The organism is Streptomyces sp. NBC_01320, assembly GCF_035974375.1.
In the GTDB taxonomy this organism is placed as follows: Bacteria; Actinomycetota; Actinomycetes; order Streptomycetales; family Streptomycetaceae; genus Streptomyces; species Streptomyces yanii.
Genome location: NZ_CP108390.1, coordinates 7,220,682 through 7,238,680, shown reverse-complemented (window position 1 = coordinate 7,238,680; position 17,999 = coordinate 7,220,682). Strand labels below are relative to the sequence as shown.

At 65.2% G+C, this 17,999-nt stretch carries 16 protein-coding genes; 8 read left to right on the top strand and 8 right to left on the bottom strand.

Going from position 1 to position 17,999, the window contains the following annotated elements; translation table 11 throughout:
- Positions 1 to 39: 39 nt before the first annotated feature.
- A complete protein-coding gene (locus tag OG395_RS32935) occupies positions 40 to 1,038 on the top strand; it encodes an SEC-C domain-containing protein (protein ID WP_327246162.1) in 999 nt (332 codons plus the stop codon).
- 94 nt (positions 1,039 to 1,132) lie between these two features.
- On the opposite strand, the gene OG395_RS32930 is transcribed toward OG395_RS32935, so the two are convergent.
- On the bottom strand, positions 1,133 to 1,453 hold the full coding sequence (locus tag OG395_RS32930; protein WP_327246161.1) for a hypothetical protein: 321 nt from the start codon (positions 1,451 to 1,453) through the stop codon (positions 1,133 to 1,135).
- A 414-nt stretch (positions 1,454 to 1,867) separates the two neighbouring features.
- Here OG395_RS32930 and OG395_RS32925 point away from each other — a divergent pair, with 414 nt between their 5' ends.
- The 3 genes from OG395_RS32925 (at position 1,868) to OG395_RS32915 (ending at position 7,119) form a co-directional block, all read left to right on the top strand.
- Positions 1,868 to 3,397, top strand: a complete 1,530-nt coding sequence (locus OG395_RS32925) for an ATP-binding protein (protein WP_327246160.1) — start codon at positions 1,868 to 1,870, stop codon at positions 3,395 to 3,397.
- Between the two features lie 49 nt (positions 3,398 to 3,446).
- A complete protein-coding gene (locus OG395_RS32920) occupies positions 3,447 to 6,395 on the top strand; it encodes a Z1 domain-containing protein (RefSeq protein WP_327246159.1) in 2,949 nt (982 codons plus the stop codon).
- 271 nt (positions 6,396 to 6,666) lie between these two features.
- Positions 6,667 to 7,119 (top strand): very short patch repair endonuclease, encoded by a 453-nt coding sequence (locus tag OG395_RS32915; protein ID WP_327246158.1) that lies wholly within the window; start codon positions 6,667 to 6,669, stop codon positions 7,117 to 7,119.
- Here OG395_RS32915 and OG395_RS32910 read toward each other — a convergent pair.
- From OG395_RS32910 to OG395_RS32890, 5 genes are all read right to left on the bottom strand, one after another.
- Positions 7,054 to 8,388: a DNA cytosine methyltransferase gene (locus OG395_RS32910; RefSeq protein WP_327246157.1), complete on the bottom strand. Its 1,335-nt coding sequence runs from the start codon at positions 8,386 to 8,388 to the stop codon at positions 7,054 to 7,056. The genes OG395_RS32915 and OG395_RS32910 overlap by 66 nt on opposite strands.
- 213 nt (positions 8,389 to 8,601) lie before the next feature.
- Positions 8,602 to 9,288: a protein NO VEIN domain-containing protein gene (locus tag OG395_RS32905; RefSeq protein WP_327246156.1), complete on the bottom strand. Its 687-nt coding sequence runs from the start codon at positions 9,286 to 9,288 to the stop codon at positions 8,602 to 8,604.
- Between the two features lie 67 nt (positions 9,289 to 9,355).
- Entirely contained in the window at positions 9,356 to 11,185 is a 1,830-nt protein-coding gene (locus OG395_RS32900; protein ID WP_327246155.1) for a DEAD/DEAH box helicase, read from the bottom strand.
- A complete protein-coding gene (locus OG395_RS32895; protein ID WP_327246154.1) occupies positions 11,182 to 12,606 on the bottom strand; it encodes a ParB/RepB/Spo0J family partition protein in 1,425 nt (474 codons plus the stop codon). The genes OG395_RS32900 and OG395_RS32895 overlap by 4 nt, the downstream gene beginning before the upstream one ends.
- A gap of 91 nt (positions 12,607 to 12,697) precedes the next feature.
- Positions 12,698 to 13,381 carry a hypothetical protein gene (locus tag OG395_RS32890; protein ID WP_327246153.1) on the bottom strand — a complete coding sequence of 228 codons (684 nt, stop codon included), beginning with the start codon at positions 13,379 to 13,381 and terminating at the stop codon, positions 12,698 to 12,700.
- Positions 13,382 to 13,607: 226 nt separating this feature from the next.
- On the opposite strand from OG395_RS32890, the gene OG395_RS32885 reads away from it, so the two are divergent.
- A complete protein-coding gene (locus OG395_RS32885) occupies positions 13,608 to 14,420 on the top strand; it encodes a hypothetical protein (RefSeq protein WP_327246152.1) in 813 nt (270 codons plus the stop codon).
- Positions 14,421 to 14,442: 22 nt separating this feature from the next.
- Here OG395_RS32885 and OG395_RS32880 read toward each other — a convergent pair whose 3' ends face one another.
- On the bottom strand, positions 14,443 to 15,084 hold the full coding sequence (locus tag OG395_RS32880) for an ATP-binding protein (protein WP_327246151.1): 642 nt from the start codon (positions 15,082 to 15,084) through the stop codon (positions 14,443 to 14,445).
- Positions 15,085 to 15,295: 211 nt separating this feature from the next.
- On the opposite strand from OG395_RS32880, the gene OG395_RS32875 reads away from it, so the two are divergent.
- The 3 genes from OG395_RS32875 (at position 15,296) to OG395_RS32865 (ending at position 17,104) form a co-directional block, all read left to right on the top strand.
- Positions 15,296 to 16,141, top strand: coding sequence for a helix-turn-helix domain-containing protein (locus OG395_RS32875; protein ID WP_327246150.1), 846 nt, complete (start codon positions 15,296 to 15,298; stop codon positions 16,139 to 16,141).
- A complete protein-coding gene (locus OG395_RS32870; RefSeq protein ID WP_327246149.1) occupies positions 16,141 to 16,353 on the top strand; it encodes a DUF397 domain-containing protein in 213 nt (70 codons plus the stop codon). The genes OG395_RS32875 and OG395_RS32870 overlap by 1 nt, the downstream gene beginning before the upstream one ends.
- A gap of 136 nt (positions 16,354 to 16,489) precedes the next feature.
- Positions 16,490 to 17,104, top strand: coding sequence for a hypothetical protein (locus tag OG395_RS32865; protein WP_327246148.1), 615 nt, complete (start codon positions 16,490 to 16,492; stop codon positions 17,102 to 17,104).
- A gap of 33 nt (positions 17,105 to 17,137) precedes the next feature.
- Here the strand turns inward: OG395_RS32865 and OG395_RS32860 are convergent, their stop codons facing one another.
- A complete protein-coding gene (locus OG395_RS32860; protein ID WP_327246147.1) occupies positions 17,138 to 17,989 on the bottom strand; it encodes a helix-turn-helix domain-containing protein in 852 nt (283 codons plus the stop codon).
- Between the last annotated feature and the right edge of the window lie 10 nt (positions 17,990 to 17,999).

Sequence of the window (17,999 nt, the reverse complement as noted above, 5' to 3'; positions counted from 1 at the left end):
CCCTCCGCCCAGTAGCCGTACAGCAGTACGGTGTGGTTCATGCGCCCCGACACGCCTGCTGATCACATCGCCGAAGCCGAGCGCCTGCTGCGCACCGCGGCGCAGTACCCCGACGACCGGGAGCCGCTGCTCCTGCGCGCCGCGGCCCACATGGAACTCGCCGACCAGCGCCCCCGCGCCGCCACCCTCTACGACGAACTGCTCGCCGCGGATCCCGCCGACCCGTCCCTGATCAAAGCCCTCAAGGCAGCGAACCTCTGGGAGTACGGTCACGAGGCCGAGGCCCGCGCGATCATCGACGGCCTCCGCGCGGCGGGACCGCTCGAAGCGGCCCCCTGGAGGATCGCCGCCGAGACCCTCGAATCGCACGACGAGCTGGAGTCGGCGCACGACTTCTTCTCGACCGCGCTGACCCTGCTCCTGGCTCCGGACGAGGAAGTCCCGTACGCCACCCAGTCCCTGCTGTTCGGCCGCCACCGCGTACGACGTCTGATGGGCCTCGGCCACGACGCCTGGGACGAGCTCGCCGACACCCTCCACAGCGCCACGGTCCCGCTGGACGAGCTCCACGACCCGAAGCGCCTGTGGTACCTGGGCTCGTCCGACCCGGGCGAGCTCCAGGCCGAGATCACCCGCCTCCGCGCGGAACTGGGCACCTATCGCACGGCTCTGTCCCGCCCGTTCCCGGTGGCGGTCCTGCACTGGACGGCGGCGGAACTCGACGAGCTCCTGACCGCGTACCCGGCCCTGCGTGCCGAGTACCCGTCCCACCCCGAGCACCTGAACCGTCTGGAAGCCTCCCTCCGCGATCTGCACGCGGCAGGCACCCCGAACCTCGGCATCGTCACCGGCACGGTTCCGTCGTACGAGGCGTTCGCCGCCTCGGAGGCCGCGTCGCCGTCCGACCCGAACCTCCTCCCCCAGTACGCCACCACCCTCGCGGCCCGCGGCCGCGCTGTCCCGTGGCCGCCGGCCCGGAGCGCGGCGTGCTGGTGCGGGTCGGGGCGGGCGTATCGGGAGTGTCACGGGGCGGCGTGACCGGCACCGCACGACCGACAGGGCTCGCCGGCCCCGCTCGACCGACGGGGTACGGCTCCGGCTCGTCCCGGGGCCGTACGTCCGTCGCTGATCGTCAACGGCCGCTGAGCGCCTTCCGCAGGGCCGCGTCGAGCCCGGCCGCGGTCTGTTCGGCGTCGGCTCCGTCGGTCGTCAGCCAGGTGTGCACCTGCGACTGCAGGACCTGCGTGAACGCACCGTAGTAAGGGGTCCGGGGGCGCTGCACCGCATGCTTCAGCGCCTCGCTCAACGTAAAGGTGTACGCGACTCGCATCCGGTCCGGTTGGGCCCAGGCGCCGCCCTCACCGCCCGGAGACGCGGACGGTGACGGGCCGGCCGAGTGGAGGGCCTCGGCGAGCGCGGGCGCGTTACGTAACCACGTACTGAGCGCTCTCACGTCATCCCGTTCGGCGTGCGTACCGCGCACCGTGAGCCGCAACTCAACGGCCCCCCGCGCCGCCGGCTGCCCCCGCTGCCCCGGCCACGTCCGCACTGTCCGCCATGCGCTGCCCCCATCGGCGCCGTTGCCGCCCCCGCGTCGGAGCGGTTCGTGTAACTCGCCATCAGTTCAAGCACGTTGACACCGGACACCCCTTTGAGGCCGCCTCCTCTCGGCCCGGTCGACGAGGATCCTGGCCCACCGACCCCACGCCCCCGGGACCTGTCCGCGGTGGAACCACCCACGGAAAACCGCCTACGCAACCAATTCCCCAATGCCCCACCTTTGCAATATCATCACATTCAATCCATTGATCTCAGGGCCACACCTCCCCCACGCAGGTTCCAGCTCTGTGTGCGCGAGGAAGTCTTCATGACGCCCTATCAGCCTTCCGGCGACTGGCAGTACGAGATCCCGACAACCGGCAGCAAGCGACTTCCGCCCGCCGCCCGTTACGTCGAATCGCTGACGCACCAGGGTTACGGCTTCGAGGCCGCCATAGCCGACCTGGTTGACAACTCCATCGACGCGGGCGCCCGTAACGTCGTCATCAGCTTCCTCCGGGACGAGGACCGCCTCGTCAGCCTGCTCGTCGTCGACGACGGCTGCGGCATGAACGACGAGGCCCTGGACACCGCGATGACGGTCGGCGGCCGCGAGGGATACGCCAAGAGCGCGCTCGGCCACTTCGGGGCAGGCCTCAAGGCCGCCTCGCTCTCGCACGCCGATTCGCTCACCGTCATCAGCCGGACCAAGCGCAGCCCCTCCACCGGCCGCCGCTGGCTGACGGCGCGCGCCCAGGCCGACTTCACGTGCGATGTCGTCGACCCTCGCTACTGCCAGGACCTCGTCGACCGCTACGACGGAATCGTCGAGTGGCACGGCACGATCGTCCGCTGGGACCGTGTCCGGGCCTTCGACACCGTGACGACCGGTCAGGCCGACCGGTTCCTCAATGAAGCGATCGAGAAGCTGGAGACCCACCTCGGCCTCCATCTGCACCGCTTCCTGGCCCGTGAGGGCTTCAACGTCGACATCGTCGTCGAGGACGTGCGGACCAAGGAGGAGCTCGACCACCGCGGCGTCGAGCCCCTCGACCCGTTCGGCTACCGGGTGCCGGGCCGGGCCGGCTACCCCCGCACGTACACCGCACCGATCGAGGGCGTCGGCGAGCTCGCGCTCACCGCGCACATCTGGCCCCCGAAGTCACCGCTGGTCAGCTTCCGCGGCATCGGTCCGCTCGCCGAACGCCAGGGCTTCTACATCTACCGCAACGACCGGCTCGTCCAGGCGGGCGGCTGGAACAGCACCCGCAGCGCCGAGGGCCACCTCGCCCTGGCCCGGATCGCGGTCGACCTGCCGACCGAACCGAACGATGTCTTCAGCCTCACAGTGAAGAAGGACGGCGTGACGGTCACGCCCGCCTTCGCCCGCGGTCTCGAACAGGCCACCGACGACAAGGGTCACCCTTTCGCCGCGTACCTCCAGGAAGCGGAGACGACGTACCGGGAGGCGGCCCGCCGCTCCACCGAACCGACCCGCAAGGCCGTCATCCCGGCCGGCAAAGGCCTCGACCCGAAGCTGAGGCGCGCCCTCCGGGACGAACTGCCGGAACTGGACGGCGAGGACCCGATCACCTTCCGCTGGGACACGCTGCCGTCGGAGGTCTTCTTCGAACTCGACCGGGAGGAGCGGGAGGTCAAGCTCAACAAGGAGTACCGGCAGGCCTTCAACGGAGGCCGCCGCGGTGGCCTGAACGACGCCCCGGTCGTCAAGAGCATGCTCTACCTCATGGTCAACGAGATCTTCCAGAAGGAACGAGTACGGGCCGTCCACACCGACAACGTCGCCCTGTGGAACAGCGTCCTGGTGACGGCCGCGCGCTGCGAACTCGCGCGCTGAGCAACCGAACCGTCCTCCCACCTCCCCTCCCGAGGAAGCCGTCCCCACCATGACCGACCACCTGTTCAACCTGCACGGAGACGTCCTGGCCGCGATGCGCCGCGGACCCAAACACTTCACCAAACTGGCCTTCGTTCTCACCGAGGCCGACGAACCCGCCGACACGGAGCTGAGCCACTTCCGGGACCGCATCGTCACCGCAGGCCCCGGCGACGAGCTCACCGCGCTCTGGCACCGCACCCTGACCGGCTGGGACCTGGCGGAACAGGCCGACTGGTCCGCCGCCCCGCCCCGTACCGACGCGCGCCGCGCGGACACGTACACCCGCCTCGGCTTCGGCGCCGACCTGCGCAAGGCGCTCGACCATGCGGTGCCGGTCTTCAAGGAGCCCGGCCCGACGATCATCAGCAGGACCCCGACTTCCTGGTACTCCCGGGACACCGCGGCGGCCCGCTCCTTCTACTGGAACTCGTACGAGCAACTGCTGCGCCGCAAGGGCTGGTCGGACGCGGCCGTGTCCAGCCTCGACGAGGCGAGCCACGCCGTGGTCGAGCGCCTCGCCGACCCCACGCGCGCCGAGGCGTACGGCGCCCGCGGCCTGGTCGTCGGCTATGTCCAGTCGGGCAAGACCGCCAACTTCACCGGCGTCACGGCGAAGGCCATCGATGCGGGCTACCGTCTCGTCATCGTCCTCGGCGGCACCCTGAACCTCCTGCGGGGCCAGACCCAGCGCCGCCTGGACATGGAACTGATCGGCCAGGAGAACATCCTGCGCGGCGCCGACCCGTCGGACCCCGACGCCCTGATCGACATCGACTACCAGGACGACGAGGACTGGCCGGCGAAGTTCGTCAGCCACGGCGGCCGACCCTCCACCCGAGGCGCTTTCGACATCGAACGCCTCACCACCCGGGACGACGACTACAAGAGTCTGGCGACCGGGATCCGGGCGCTCGAATTCGACAAGCAGGTCCGTACGCAGCCGCTGCACGCCCCGGACAACCTGCATCACGCGGCCGCGCGCGTGATGGTGGTGAAGAAGAACAAGTCCGTGCTGGCCAAGCTCATCAAGGACCTGAAGAAGATCGGCCCGCTCCTCTCCGAGATCCCCGCGCTGATCATCGACGACGAGTCCGACCAGGCTTCGGTCAACACCACGGATCCGAAGAAGTGGGAGGAGGGCAAGGTCGCCCGTACGGCCATCAACGGCCAGATCTCCCAGCTGCTCGGCCTCCTCCCCCGCGCCCAGTACGTCGGCTACACGGCGACGCCCTTCGCCAACGTCTTCGTCGACCCGGGCGACGGCGAGGACATCTTCCCGCGCGACTTCCTGATCTCACTGCCCCGCCCGACCGGCTACATGGGCGTCCAGGACTTCCACGACCTGGACCGGACCGACGACTCCGCCACCGGCACCGCCGAGGAATCCCACATCCGCGGCATCTACGAGGACACGGGCGACCGCCTCCAGGAAGCCCTGGACGCCTTCCTCCTCACCGGAGCCCTCAAGCTGTACCGCGCGGCCAACGGCGTCCCCGACGGTCCGTTCCGCCACCACACGATGCTCGTCCACGAGTCCGTACGCATGGCCGAGCACGCGTCCCTCGCCCTGCGGATCAGCTCCCTGTGGCACGAGGCGGCCTACACCAGCCAGGAGGGGCACGACCGCCTCGCGGCCCTGCTGGACTCCGACTTCCAGCGCTTCGCCGACGACGGACTGCCCACCCCCACCTCGTACGAGGACCTGAAGCAGCATGTTTTCCGGGCCCGTCAGCTGATCAACTCCGGCGGCACACCGGTGATCGTCGTCAACGGCGACACCGAACGCGACTACGCCCAGCCCGACCTCGACTTCGACCGCACCCCGAATGTGTGGAAGATCCTGGTCGGCGGCACCAAGCTCTCTCGCGGCTTCACGGTCGAGGGCCTGACGGTGACGTACTACCGCCGCAAGACCCAGCAGGCCGACACCCTGATGCAGATGGGCCGCTGGTTCGGCTTCCGCCCCGGCTACCGCGACCTGGTCCGCCTCTACATCGGTCGCGAGGAGCCCATGGGCAAGTCGAAGACGGTCGACCTGTACGAGGCCTTCGAGGCCATCTGCCGCGACGAGGAAACGTTCCGCGCCCAACTCACCCGTTACGCCGCCCTGGTGGACGGCAAGCCCCAGGTCACCCCGGCCCAGATCCCGCCGTTGGTCTCCCAGCACCTGTCCTGGATCAAGCCGTCCGCCCGCAACAAGATGTTCAACGCGGAGCTGGTGGAGATCCGGTCGCCGGGCGAGTGGGTGGAGCCGACGGCGTACCCGACGGACGCGGCGGATCTGCGGCACAACGCGGAGGTGTGGCGGCCCGCTCTTGATTCCTTGAGCCAGGACATCTCCGTATTCGTAACCCTTTCCGAAGACGACAGGGGGAACTACATCCGCTACCCAGCCAAGACCACGATCCTCAGCCACGATCAATTGCTCGGCATCATGAGCACGCTTGCCTGGGGTCGCCCCGACCTCTTTGATCCCCATCTCGCATATCTCAAGGATTCCAGCGATGCTGGCTGCGCGACCGATGACTGGGTCCTGGTCCTCCCCCAGACTTCTGGCCGTACAAGCGTTACAGCCAGGATCCTCGGGTCACAGCCGCTCACTCTCGTGCAGCGCAAGCGCAACGCCCGGGGGGTCTTCAACCGCATCTCCGGCATGTCTCATCGTCAGTCCGCAGAACGCATCGCCGGCCTCCACCCGTTGAGCGAGGACGATCCCTTCGCTTCTCAGTTCCATCAACCGCGACGCGGAGCCGTGCTCCTCTACCCGGTCGTGGACCCTGATCTCGGCGATCCCGCAGGCCTCGTCACAGGCGGCGGAATCGATCCAGTCAAGGTCGTTATGGCGGCGGCTTTCATCCCGGCTTCCGATCCAACAGCCAAGTCGGCAGCCTGTCTTCGCTTCCGCGCGATCGACTCCGCACACGCAGAGTCACCCTTCGTTAGCGCCCCTGCGTGAAACTCGGCGCCGAATCCGCCGCGTATAACAATCTTCACGCGCCGGGGCTGCTATCAGGTGAACCGTTCTGTTAGTCGGAGACTCTAGATCTGGGTTGCAACCTGGGGCTTTACAAAAAAGCCCCGGATCATGGAATGGCTACAGATACCCTGAAACCACTGGACCAGTCCGAAGCCCCCTGCAGGCAAGGAACGGATAACAACATAGGGAGAATTAAGGCTTGGGAAGTACAATTCTTCCCAAGCCTTAACTCTCGCCATATCGAGGTGGAATGACCAACGACTGGGTGCCGCCTGAAGGATCATGGGCGTCCTCGGCAGCGAGGCGCCTGAACATGCAGGCAATCCGGAGCCGCGACACAAAGCCGGAACAGCTGATCCGGCGGCTTGTCCATGCCAGCGGCCTGCGCTATCGCGTTGCAGCCCGGCCGCTGCCAGATCTTCGCCGGACGGCAGACCTAGTCTTCCGCCCGGTGAAGGTGGCTGTGTTCATCGACGGCTGCTACTGGCACGGCTGCCCAGAGCACTACGTTCCGCCAAAGACCAATCCCGGCTACTGGTCAGAGAAAGTGGCCCGGAACATGGCACGCGACCGCGACACCGATGAGCGCCTCACTGAGGCCGGCTGGCTGGTCCTGCGCTTCTGGGAGCACCAGGATTCAACCGCCTGCGCACTGTCGATCGTCAACACTGTCCGTGAGCGCCGGCGCGCTCTGCCTGGGTAGCAGATCCATCGGCTTGGTCTTGGAACGCGTATCGCGTTCATGGGCTGCGCGCAGCACATCGGCGATCGCCTTGCCCACAGCCGCCGCAACGGGCGGGGGGAACGCGTTTCCTACCTGCCGGTACTGCGCAGTCTTACCGCCGGTGAACTTCCAGTTATCTGGAAAGCCCTGGACGATAGCCGCTTGCTTCACAGTCAACATCGGTCCATCGTCGCCGAACAGGTCCCGATCCTGACTCTTCTTCTTCTCACCCTCTGCATGGTCGTTAGCAACACCCATGCCAGAAACACCCAATGTATTCCAGGCCGCCTTCGCGCGACTCGGTCCGAGGTCCGCACCACCATGCTTCTTCGATCCACCTACCAAGGTGGGCGCAATACCGCCGTCCTTTTTTGTTAGAGCAGCACCAGAAGCATCGTCTCTCCACTTATCGAGACAGCGCCGCGCTTTCTCCGCAATTGCCCCTCCCATCTCCAGATACGGCTTATAGCGATCCTCCATCGACCGTTCAAGTGCATGAAAGACACTCCGAGGGCCCTCTGTAGGTGTAGGCCATACAAACTTGAGATCTCCGAGCACATTTTTACGAATGGCCACGAGAACAGCCCGCGGCCGTAGCTGAGGAACGCCGAAGTCGCTAGCCTCAAGCACCTCCCACTCACATACTTCGTAGCCAAGCCCTTTAAATTCTTCCTCCAGGCCGGTCTCAGGCCGCTTGGCCCGGCCCCCTTCAAGTCTCGCTTCAATATAGGTGCGATAGTCCTCAAATTTCGCATCCTTGATGCCGCGAACGTTTTCAATCATCACTGCTTTAGGGAGAAGCTCTTCAACCAGCTCCAGCATCCGCGGAAACAAATCACGCTCATCATCTTTCCCCAACTGCTTACCGGCATGCGAGAAGGGAGGGCAGGGGACACCGCCAGCCAGAAGATCCAGATCTCCCTTTCCGAGGTGGCCGCCCAAGAAATTAACTGGTTTCTTGAGGCCAGCTTCAGGATATTTTTTGCTAGGAATTGGGCGAAATTCATTGACATCCATCGAGATGACGTCACAAAAATTCCGCTCCCAGCTCCACTCCTTCAGAAGCTCAATATTCTTCTCAAGGGTTTTCACGGCGTGCTGGTCAATTTCAACGAGAGCAAGGTGCTTAAAACCGGCCTGGTGGAGCCCGATGGCTTGGCCGCCAGCCCCCGCACAGATCTCGATCGAGGTCAGGATGTGATCACTCGGGCCCGTCGACTGCTCCGGGTGTGGCTGACGGGAACTCATGAACACTCCTCGAAGGCGGCTGATACAGACACGCCAGTGTCGCATCTGCCGCCCGGAGACTCACCCCACCCTTCGCATCCCACCGGACACAGTCACCCCCTGGCAGGTCCAGCCGACCGCGACGGGCAGAGTCATCAACCGTCCGCATGGACAGCTCTTGCGGCTGGCTGCCTTGGGGGCAGGGGCGGTGCCCTAGTCCTTCAGCGACCTGACTCATACAGGCAGCGGCGTTGACGGCTGAAGCCCCCACACGGGCTTGCTCGGAATCAGAGCGTCCGGCAGCAGCCGCCATACTCCCGTAGCGAGTCCTGGCGTAATCGCGCTGGCTGGGACCTTGAGCCTGGCTGACTCCCAGCTCCCTTCCTTGGCCTTGTCCACCGGGACAGCAGAGTGAAGCCACCGGCGGCTAACCGTGGCTACGTTCACCGCGTCCCCGTCCGCACCAACAAGGACGGCGGCCAGACACCATTCAAGGTCGGTTGTCATGACCTCGTACTCGTGCCGTGACAGGTGAATGACCAGGCGAGTGGGATCGGTCGTGGCCTTGACCTCCAGATGCGCATGTTCCGTAAGGGACCGCGCGGCATCTATGTCGTAGCCGTAGGCATCCGACTCTGCTGCCACATGCCGCACCTCCGGCACACCACCCCGCCTGAGCAGCCGTAGAAGCGCATCCTCGCCGGCCGCACCGATGGCCCTCCTGGCGTCCTCGGCGGCGCGGCTCCACTGGACCCGAGGGACCGCGGAGGCCGTCTGCATGTCGATCAGCTCACCATCACTGATCTCTACGATGGGGCGGTTCATCGCCGTGACCATGCCAGTCCGCCTGAGCCAGGCCAAGCCCTCGGCGTACTGAGCCGGCGTGAGGTCCGCGTATCCCGGATGGTGCGTGAAGAGCACCCGTGTGCGGGCCAAACCGTTTACGCGCAGCTTTGACAGCCAGCGGAGCGCGGCACGGCGCGTGGACTCACTGGGCAGAGACGGCATCGACGTGCCTCAGCAACGCACGGACATCGGCCATATCCATACCTGCGGCTCCAGACGGCTCGTCCTCAAGATCGGCCAGCTGCTGAACGGATGGGTCGTCCAGGATCCGTCCCATGAATTCGAGCTTTTCTTCGAGCCTCATGGCCACCACCTCATCAATGGTGCCTTCAACCGCGAGCACAGTGACCCGAGTCTCGGTACCAGGAGCGAGCCCCAGGCGGTGAATCCGGTCCAGGCTCTGGAGAAAGCGTCCAGCCATGAAGTCACGATCTACATAGACAGCGTCGTGGCAGACGTGATGCAGGCTGATTCCCTCCCCGAGAGTGGCTGGGTTGGAAAGAAGAACGTGACAGTCGGGATCCTCGCGGAAGCGCCTGATCTGCTCCTCCCGATCAGGCGTACCGCCATGCACCACTGCAGGCTGATAAGCCGCAAACAAACTCTCCATTGTAGTAATGCTTCGAACGAAGGTCGTCCAGACCAGGGTTTTCCGACCCATCGCAGCATTTGTTGCGACGATATTGAGCGCTTCCTTGTACTTCGGGGAGAGTTCATGCCGTGGCAGGTTCCGCATGAGCGAATACAGCGACTCGTCTTCGGGGACGTCGAGCGGGGGCACCTGGTAGGTCAGTGGTTCATAGCGGCTTCCGCCCTCGACCAGCAGTGCGGGGCTGGTGGCTGCCATAAGCAGGCGCAGCATCGCCTTCCCAAGGGCATCAAAGTCTGCGCGAGACGCCTCAGCCCTGGTGGTGAAGCGGCCAACCAGCGCGTCGTAAACCTCGCGGTGCAGATCCGGCATCTGCAATCGTCTGATCCGCGTCTCGAACGGGGGCAGCCCCAGCTCGTTCTTTGTCGTGCGTGTGAAGAGCGGGCGGAGCACCGAGCTTGCATGCGCAAGATCGCCTCCCGCGACGGCCTGCGTCACGACCCGTCGGCCATGACCTGGCCAGACGAACGACAGCAGGTTCTCCAGGTCCCGCGCCCCATTCGGAGCCGGCGTCCCGGTCAGGATGAGTCGGCGCCGGCTGAGCGGCCCAAGCGCCATGCAGGCGCTGCCATATGTCCCCTGCGCCCCCAATTTCATGCGATGCGCTTCATCAAGGATGACCATGGAAGGCGCGCCGCGCAGCCAAGAGGCCAGCGCTGCCAGCGACTTGTCCAGACGCTCATAGTTAACGATCAGAATCTCTGCTCTGAAGTCGGGAACCCGCCCCATCACGGTGGTAACCGGGGGCTCCTTGAAGCAGAGCTCGCTCTCGGACTGCCAGGATTCATAGGCAGACTTCGGGCTGACGACCAGCAGCCGACGCACCTCACTGCGCTCCCGCATGGCCGCGTACACCGCGAGACCCACACGAGTCTTCCCCGCTCCGGGAACGCTGAAATTGGCGCCGTGTTGCAGGGACAACAGCCGTGCGATGTCGCGCCGCTGGAATTGCGTGAGGTTGGCGCACCACCCTGATCCCAGCGCCACTTCGATAGCGCTGTCGTCCCATACCGAGGCCACGATAGGCGCTTGAAGCTGCTGTTCAGCCTGGTCCGCGTCGTCAAGGACCTCCCCGACCAGCGCGCCAAGCTCGTCCGCCCAGACAACCGACTCCGGATGAGGCCAGTCAGCGAGGACGTCAATGCCTACGAGGAAGTCATCGAGAGACAGCTCCAAGGCCAGCCGTCCGCTCAGACCGCCCCCAGGGAAGCGGGCTGCCAGTCGAGTCAGATCGCTACGGTACGGCTCTCCGGCCCGCAGCACAGCCTTGGTCCGCGATACATCGAAACCAATATGCAGAGACGGTTCTTCCGTCACTGTCACGACTCCTCCTGGCGCACAGCGTCGAGCAGCCACGCCACACCATCACCAGGTACTTCGATGCTCTGGGCAGTAGCCAGTGCCAGCTTGCCCAGGGAGGACTTCAACTTGAGAACCGCCTCCTCAAGGGCCTCTTCGTCCAGGCTCCGGGACCCCCTCGCCAGCACCATGTCCGTGATGCACTGCTCGATGTCCTGGCAGGCGTCGTAGAGCCGGTCGGGCGCCGCCTGCTTCCGCTTACGGACCCGAGCATCCTTGCCGGCAGGTTCCAGGGCATCTTCTACTGCCTGATGCGCTACCTCGAACACGGAGGCAGCCTTCTCGGCCTGAGCGACAGGGACCTTGTCTCCGGCACGAATGACAGCCTTTGCCCGGAGAACGGAATCCGTGAAAGCGCGGGCTGCGGCCACCTGCGGTACCTCAGCCCTCACGGCCCGGTTGATTCCTGGGATCACACGCTCAGGAGTCGCCGCGGGCGCGGCCTTCAGTTCGTCCGGCAGTCGGTGCTCCAAGTACCGCGTCCGGAAGTCGGCTTCGATGAGACGGACGTCAGTCTTGGAGAACTCCATCACGATGGCAGCCAGACGGTTCTCCTTGAGCAGCTCAGCCTGCTTCAGATCAACTTTGGCTTCCTTGGCATACGCCTTACACACCTCACGAAGCTTCTCCTGAGCGTCCTCAAAGTCCAGCAGACGGAGTTGTGCGCTCTCAGTCGTGGACCTGTCGCTCAGGTCACGGAGAACGGACAACACCTTCCGGTCGAGCTCAGCCGTAGTCTCCCGAATTCGGAAATCACGTGCGACCTCACGCAGCGGCCGACCTGCCTCTACCTGCTCATCAATAGCGAGAAGCTGGTTGATATACGAATAATCACGACGGGTGTCGGGTCGAAGCTGCAGAGCGAGTTCGACCGTGTTGATGTCGCCCCAGGTACAGGAATCGGGCAGGACGCCCACCCGGATATGGGCAACGCCGAGCTCACGCAGTGCCGCCGCCCGGGTGTTGCCGTTGACGAGGATGCCCTCTCGCGTGATGAGTCCCGGCTCGTTCTGCCGGAATTCCTTGAGGCTTTGCTTCAGTTCCTCAAAGTCCTTGTCCCTCTTTGACGGATCAGCCGGCTCGGCCTGGAGCAGGTGCTGAAGGTAGCTCTGGCTCTCGTCGCTCCACGGATCGTCGTCCAGGCGGCGATCCCGCGCAGGATCGAAACTGCGCTGTGCCCGGATCCGGTGGGTGCCAGGGTTGTAGTAAAGAGACTCCACCGGCATGTCAATGACCTGTACAACCTGCGGCTTCATACGCCACTCAATCGTCAGGGTCTCATGGAGCCCCGTGCCGGCGGCTACCTCCTTGAGGCGCTGCTCTACGAGGTCCTTGTTCTCGGCGGCGAGTGGCGGCCGGCCGAAGTCCCCGACGTCCTTGCTCACAGCAGTTCTCCTCTGACTCTCGAAAGATGTAGCTCTGATTACGGTGGGGTCGCCACCAGTGGCGACCCCACCACGGTCCTGCGGACGTGGCTCAGGCGGGGGGCAGTCCGAGAGCCGCGCGGACCTTGTCCCTGGACTCCGCCGGCAGCGTACGAAAGTCGGCCCAGAGCCGCTCCACAGCGCCGAACTCCCGCTCGTCCGCAGTAACCCAGTCCGCGAGCATCTGCCGCTCCAGCCCGCCGAGCTTCGAAATGCCGGCGATCACGGCGTCCGGGTCTGCCTCCAGGCCACGGCCGCCCACACGACAGCGGTTGCACTCCGCCACGAACTGCACCGGGCTGCTGCCGTCGGGCTGCCTCACCTTCCGCCGGGCAATGTCGATCTGGGCCGATTCGAACGAGTCGGCATAGACCTGTCCGGGGGTGATGCCGCACGACCGGCAACGGTTCCCGTCGTGGGCCAGGATCTTCCGCCGCTGGGTGTCCGTGATGGACGAACTGTCCTTGGTGGCCTTGCCCGGCTCCCAGACCGGCTGCCCCTGCGCGACGAACCGCTGCTCGTGCTGGCCCAGCAGTGCGTCTTCCCTATGCGTGTCGATCTGCCATCCGTAGTCGCGCAGGTCACGCACCCGCCGGTCAGCCTGGCTGATCCCAGGGAAGGCGTTCTTGACGTCCTCCTTGGTGAAGACATTGCCCTCTCCTACAACCGTCACCAGCCACAGCGCGGCGCGCTTCATGGTCCCGAACTTCTCGTCCCGCCACGACGGCAGAGCCATTCCACATTCCCCTTATGTCAGATGCACGGCAGCCTGAACTGGAGCCAGGGGAAGTCCCGCTGGCACCCCTAGCGAACAACGCCAGTCTTCTTGCAGGACGGCCCATCACGCCAGGCTCTGCAGGGTTTCGAGGGGGTATGGAAAACCTCCACGCGCCCAGAAACGCGGCCCCATCCGCCAGACTTGAGTGCTCATCACCGCACCACCAGACGAACGGAAGTCGCGCGTGACGCCCAAGTCGAAGAAGTGGAAGAAGCCGTCTCGCGACATCACGGCGGCCCACCGGGCTCTGGTGGCGGCGATGCGCGAGATCCGGGAGTGCAGCCCCCGGACCCAGGCAAAGATCGCAGAGGATGCCCACCAGGCGGCCACGACCCTCTCGAACCACCTCAACGGCGGCCGTATCCCAGACGAGTCTCTCCTGCGGGAGTTCTACCAAGTCATAGAGAAGGACGCCGCAGGGAGTGGCCCACTGCCACACACCCTGGATGCCTTGCTGGAGCTCCGCGTCCACGCCCAGAAGAAGCACTGCGAATGTTGCAGTGTCGGGTACCCGCCTGCCCATTCTGACGTGTCGGATGCGGAACAGCCGGCCTCCGACGACACGCGGAACTCGCCGGTACGACGACGGGCGGTACGCCTTCGCCGCCAGATCCGTCGGCGAGAATTTTCGGTGCCACAGAAGCGTATGAGGGTGCCGGTCCCCCGAGCGGAGGGGGACCGGCACCCTTCAGAAGACGCCGAGCTCACATGGACGGAGACCGGGGTAGTGGCTCGCTACCTCGCTGACGGCCGGAACCGCGACGCGAATCTCTTGCTCTGGCGGGCAGGGGCGTCGTACTCCGCGGATGACATTCTTAAGGCCGTGAGCTCATGCCGCTTGGCTGGCCTGCGGGACGCCGCGGAGACCATACTGATCAACGCGGCTGAACGTACGGACAAACAGGCTGTCCTGAACATCACGGCAGCCTTCAACAACGCCGGCCGGCAGGAAGACGTCGAGTTCATACTGGCCGCCGCGATCCGGGCTTCCGGCTGACATTTGCCGTCGGAGACCGACGTCAAGCCGCCTCGGCAATCGTCTCCGCCTCGGCTTCGAAGTGCATCTGCGCCCTGTCCAACAGGCCGTCCGGGTCGCCACCCCGGGCAGTGACCCAGTGGAGGAGATCAGCAATTAGGTCGGTGGCAGATTCCTCAAGGATCTGAGCCGAGCGACTCTGCAGCAGCGGCAGCGCTCCGACGTCTCGGCGGTAATTCGCCAGGGCCGCCTCGGCCCGCCACACCCGGCGACATTGCAGCTCCGGGTCACCTGAAAGCTCACACCAGACGGCTTTGCCCGTCGCAGTCAGCAACGTGCCCCAGTCGACGGCCATGCCGGCAAGCAGATGAAGGCCCCGGCCGCACTCGTCGTCGCAAGCAGCCGATCCAAGGACCGGCACACGGTAACTCGTGTCATGGAGCTCGATCCGCAGGCGGTCGCCCGCCGCCTCCAGGACGAGAGTGGCAGCGGCACCTCTCCCCACGTGCTTGATCACGTTGGCTGCCAACTCACTCACTGCGAGCTCGGCCTCTTCGACGAAGGCCGGCAAGCACCACTCCGTGAGCTGCCCTCTGACGACTCTGCGCAGATCCCGAACCGCTGCGGGCTCGGCCTCGAACGGCAGCACGCTGCGGAGTTGCGAACCGATGTGGTGTCCGGACATGCACTCTCCTTCCGGTGCCACATCAGCCCTGCACCTGCCGTATCCAAACGACTGCGCTGAGTGGCCATGTTTGCGAGTATGGCAGCAAGAAGTCTCTTCATGGAACTTCTCACGACTATCGATCGGGTGAATCCGACCGCTGACAACTCACCCCAGACATAGCCTTGTTGGCACCCAATCGCCGCATGGCACAGAACGGAAGGCCCCCTCCATGTCCGTCAGGACCACAACACGACGCCGACAGCTCGGCGCAATGATGCGCAAGTTGCGCGCACGGAAGGGCATGACGCTGGAGGAGGCCGGTCGGCTCGTCGGGGTTTCAAAGGCCACTGTCAGCCGCTACGAGACTCAGGAAGGGCCAGTGAAATGGCCCATCGCGGACGCACTCTGCCGGCAGTACGACGCAACCGACGCGGAGCGGACTGCCGTGGTTGCCCTGGCGAAGGACGCCAAGCAGCAGGGCTGGTGGGGGCCGTACACCGACTCCATCCCCGCCGACATGAATCTCCTGCTGACGCTTGAGGACGAGGCTGTGCGCGAGGACCACTTCTCCTGCACTTACGTACCCGGCCTTCTGCAGACACGGAACTACAGCACAGCGATTCAAGGTGCCAGCGAAATGCGCCTGGCGCCCGAGGAGATCCAACGTCTCGTGGATATCCGTATGAAGCGCCAGGAGATCCTGAGCCGACCCAAGCCACCCCATCTGTGGGCGATCCTCGACGAGTCTGTGATCCGGCGCGTGGTCGGATCCCCCCAAATCATGCGCGATCAACTGGGTCACCTGCTGGACGCCAACGCCTCGCAGCACATCACCTTGCAGATCCTGCCGTTCTCCAAGGGTGCTCACGGCGCGGCCTTGGGAAGTTTCGTGATCCTCGGCGGGGTCGAGACGAGCCTGGACGTCGTGTATGTCGACCTGCATGTCGGCTCGCTCTTCATGGAGAAGGACGAAGAACTCGACCGATACAGACTTGCGTTCGACTACCTGCGTGCACAAGCGTTGGACATGGCTACGTCGTCGGCCTTGATCGAGCGCGTTCGCGAGGAGATGTAATGCTTTCGGTTCCTCACTCCCCCAGGCCTCTCAACTGGTTCAAGTCGTCATACAGCGGAGCGAACACAACTGAGTGCGTTGAGGCCGCCCGCCTCCCACAGGCCACGGCAGTCCGCGACTCGAAGACCCCTGACGGTCCGATGCTTACGTTCGGCAACGCATCGTGGGCGGGGTTCCTCGCAGCAGTACGGCACCAACAGCTCGGCGCGTGATCAGCCCACCTCCTGGCCACCGATCACGAAACGTCTGGTGCTTCAAGCCGTGCCATGCTCCGCGCCTCCATCGCGCGTAGAGCACCCCGCATCACGTGCCCCACCGCCCCCGTACGAGGATGAGGATCGTCCGCCCGTGGGTGGCGACGGCAGGGGGTACGGCATGGGCGTGTGCGGTCGTCGTGGTGTCTTGGCCGGGATGGCCTCGGTGGTGGTTGCCCTCTCGGTGTCCGGGTGTGTGCCGGGGCAGTACGCGGAGGTGCCGGCCGTTACCGGGGTCTCGTCGGCGGAGATCGTCGGGACCTGGCGGTGCATCGATGGCACCGCGGTCACCATGCGGAAAGGCGGAACCGCTGTCGTGAAGCTTCTCGACGGGCAGGAATTCGACTTCGACGATCAGTGGCGGATGTCCGGCACCGGAACATGGGAACTGACCGACCGGGACATCGGTTGGGGTGATGGCCAACACGTGTCCCTCAGCGTCACTCGGCGCACCGCGTCGGCATGGCGTGAAGACGAGGACGCAGAGGACGGGGCAATGGGCACCACTGACATCAGGGAGCCGGCACCGGACACATACACCTGGACCCTGGAACTGGAGCGCGGCGACAAGGGGCTGGCCCTGTATTTCTTCTTCAGCGATCCCGACAACCGCAACACTTACTACCTGGAGAAGGAGCGGTCGACTGCGGAAAGTTCCGGGCCGTCATCGTCCGCAGTCCCCGCCGAAGGAATGGTTCGGTGGAAGTAAAACCGATGGCACGGGACTGCGTGGCGGCCGCCGTCAGCGAACGTCGAGGCTCCGGCGCGCTTGGGCGATCACGTGTTGCGCCTCGGCTCCGAACACAGCGGATTCGCTCAGGCCCTGCCACACCCGCTGGTACGTGGCGATGGTGTCCGCGTCGTCGAGCCACAGCTCGGCGTGCCAGTCCTCAGTGATCATGAGGCGGCCGTCGAAGCTCCAGAACCCATTAGCGGGAGGGACCCTCACTGTGGCGTGGAGGGGAACGATTCCGAGAGTGACGGTGTCCATGCCGATGACGCCGGCCAGGCGGTCCAGCTGCGCGGCCAGTACCTGCGGGGGGCAGATCAAGGTGCGCAACGCCGCCTCCCACATCAGGACGTGAAGCCTTTTGCCCGGCCGGTACAGCCACTCCTGCCGTTTCATTCGGGAGCGGACGGCTTCTTCCGTGTCACGGACCGAGTTCTGAAGCTTCGCGTATCTGAGGAAGACATGGCGCGCGTAGTCGGCCGTCTGGAGCATGCCCGACACCATGGTCGGCTCCCACTCGTGGATGGTCGAGGCACCGGCGACCAGCTCGTTCCAGGTGTCCTGTACCGGGCGGTGGCCGGACGCGAGTTGCCTTCGCCATGAACGTACATGCGACTCGAATCCCTGCAGGCGGGCGTGCAGTTCGTCGTATGTATCGGGTTGGCCGGTTGCCACCGCCCACAACCTCAGGTCTTCGGGGGTTGCAGTCTGGCGGCCGTTCTCCAGCTTGCTGATCTTGGACTGCGTCCAGCCGAGACGTGCGGCCAATTCCGAGCCGGTGAGCGGGCCTCCAGGGCGCGAAGCGCGGAGTTCCCGGAGCCTCGCACCCAGGGCTGTCCGTGCCTGTTGATAGTCCGTACTCACCGGTTCAGCA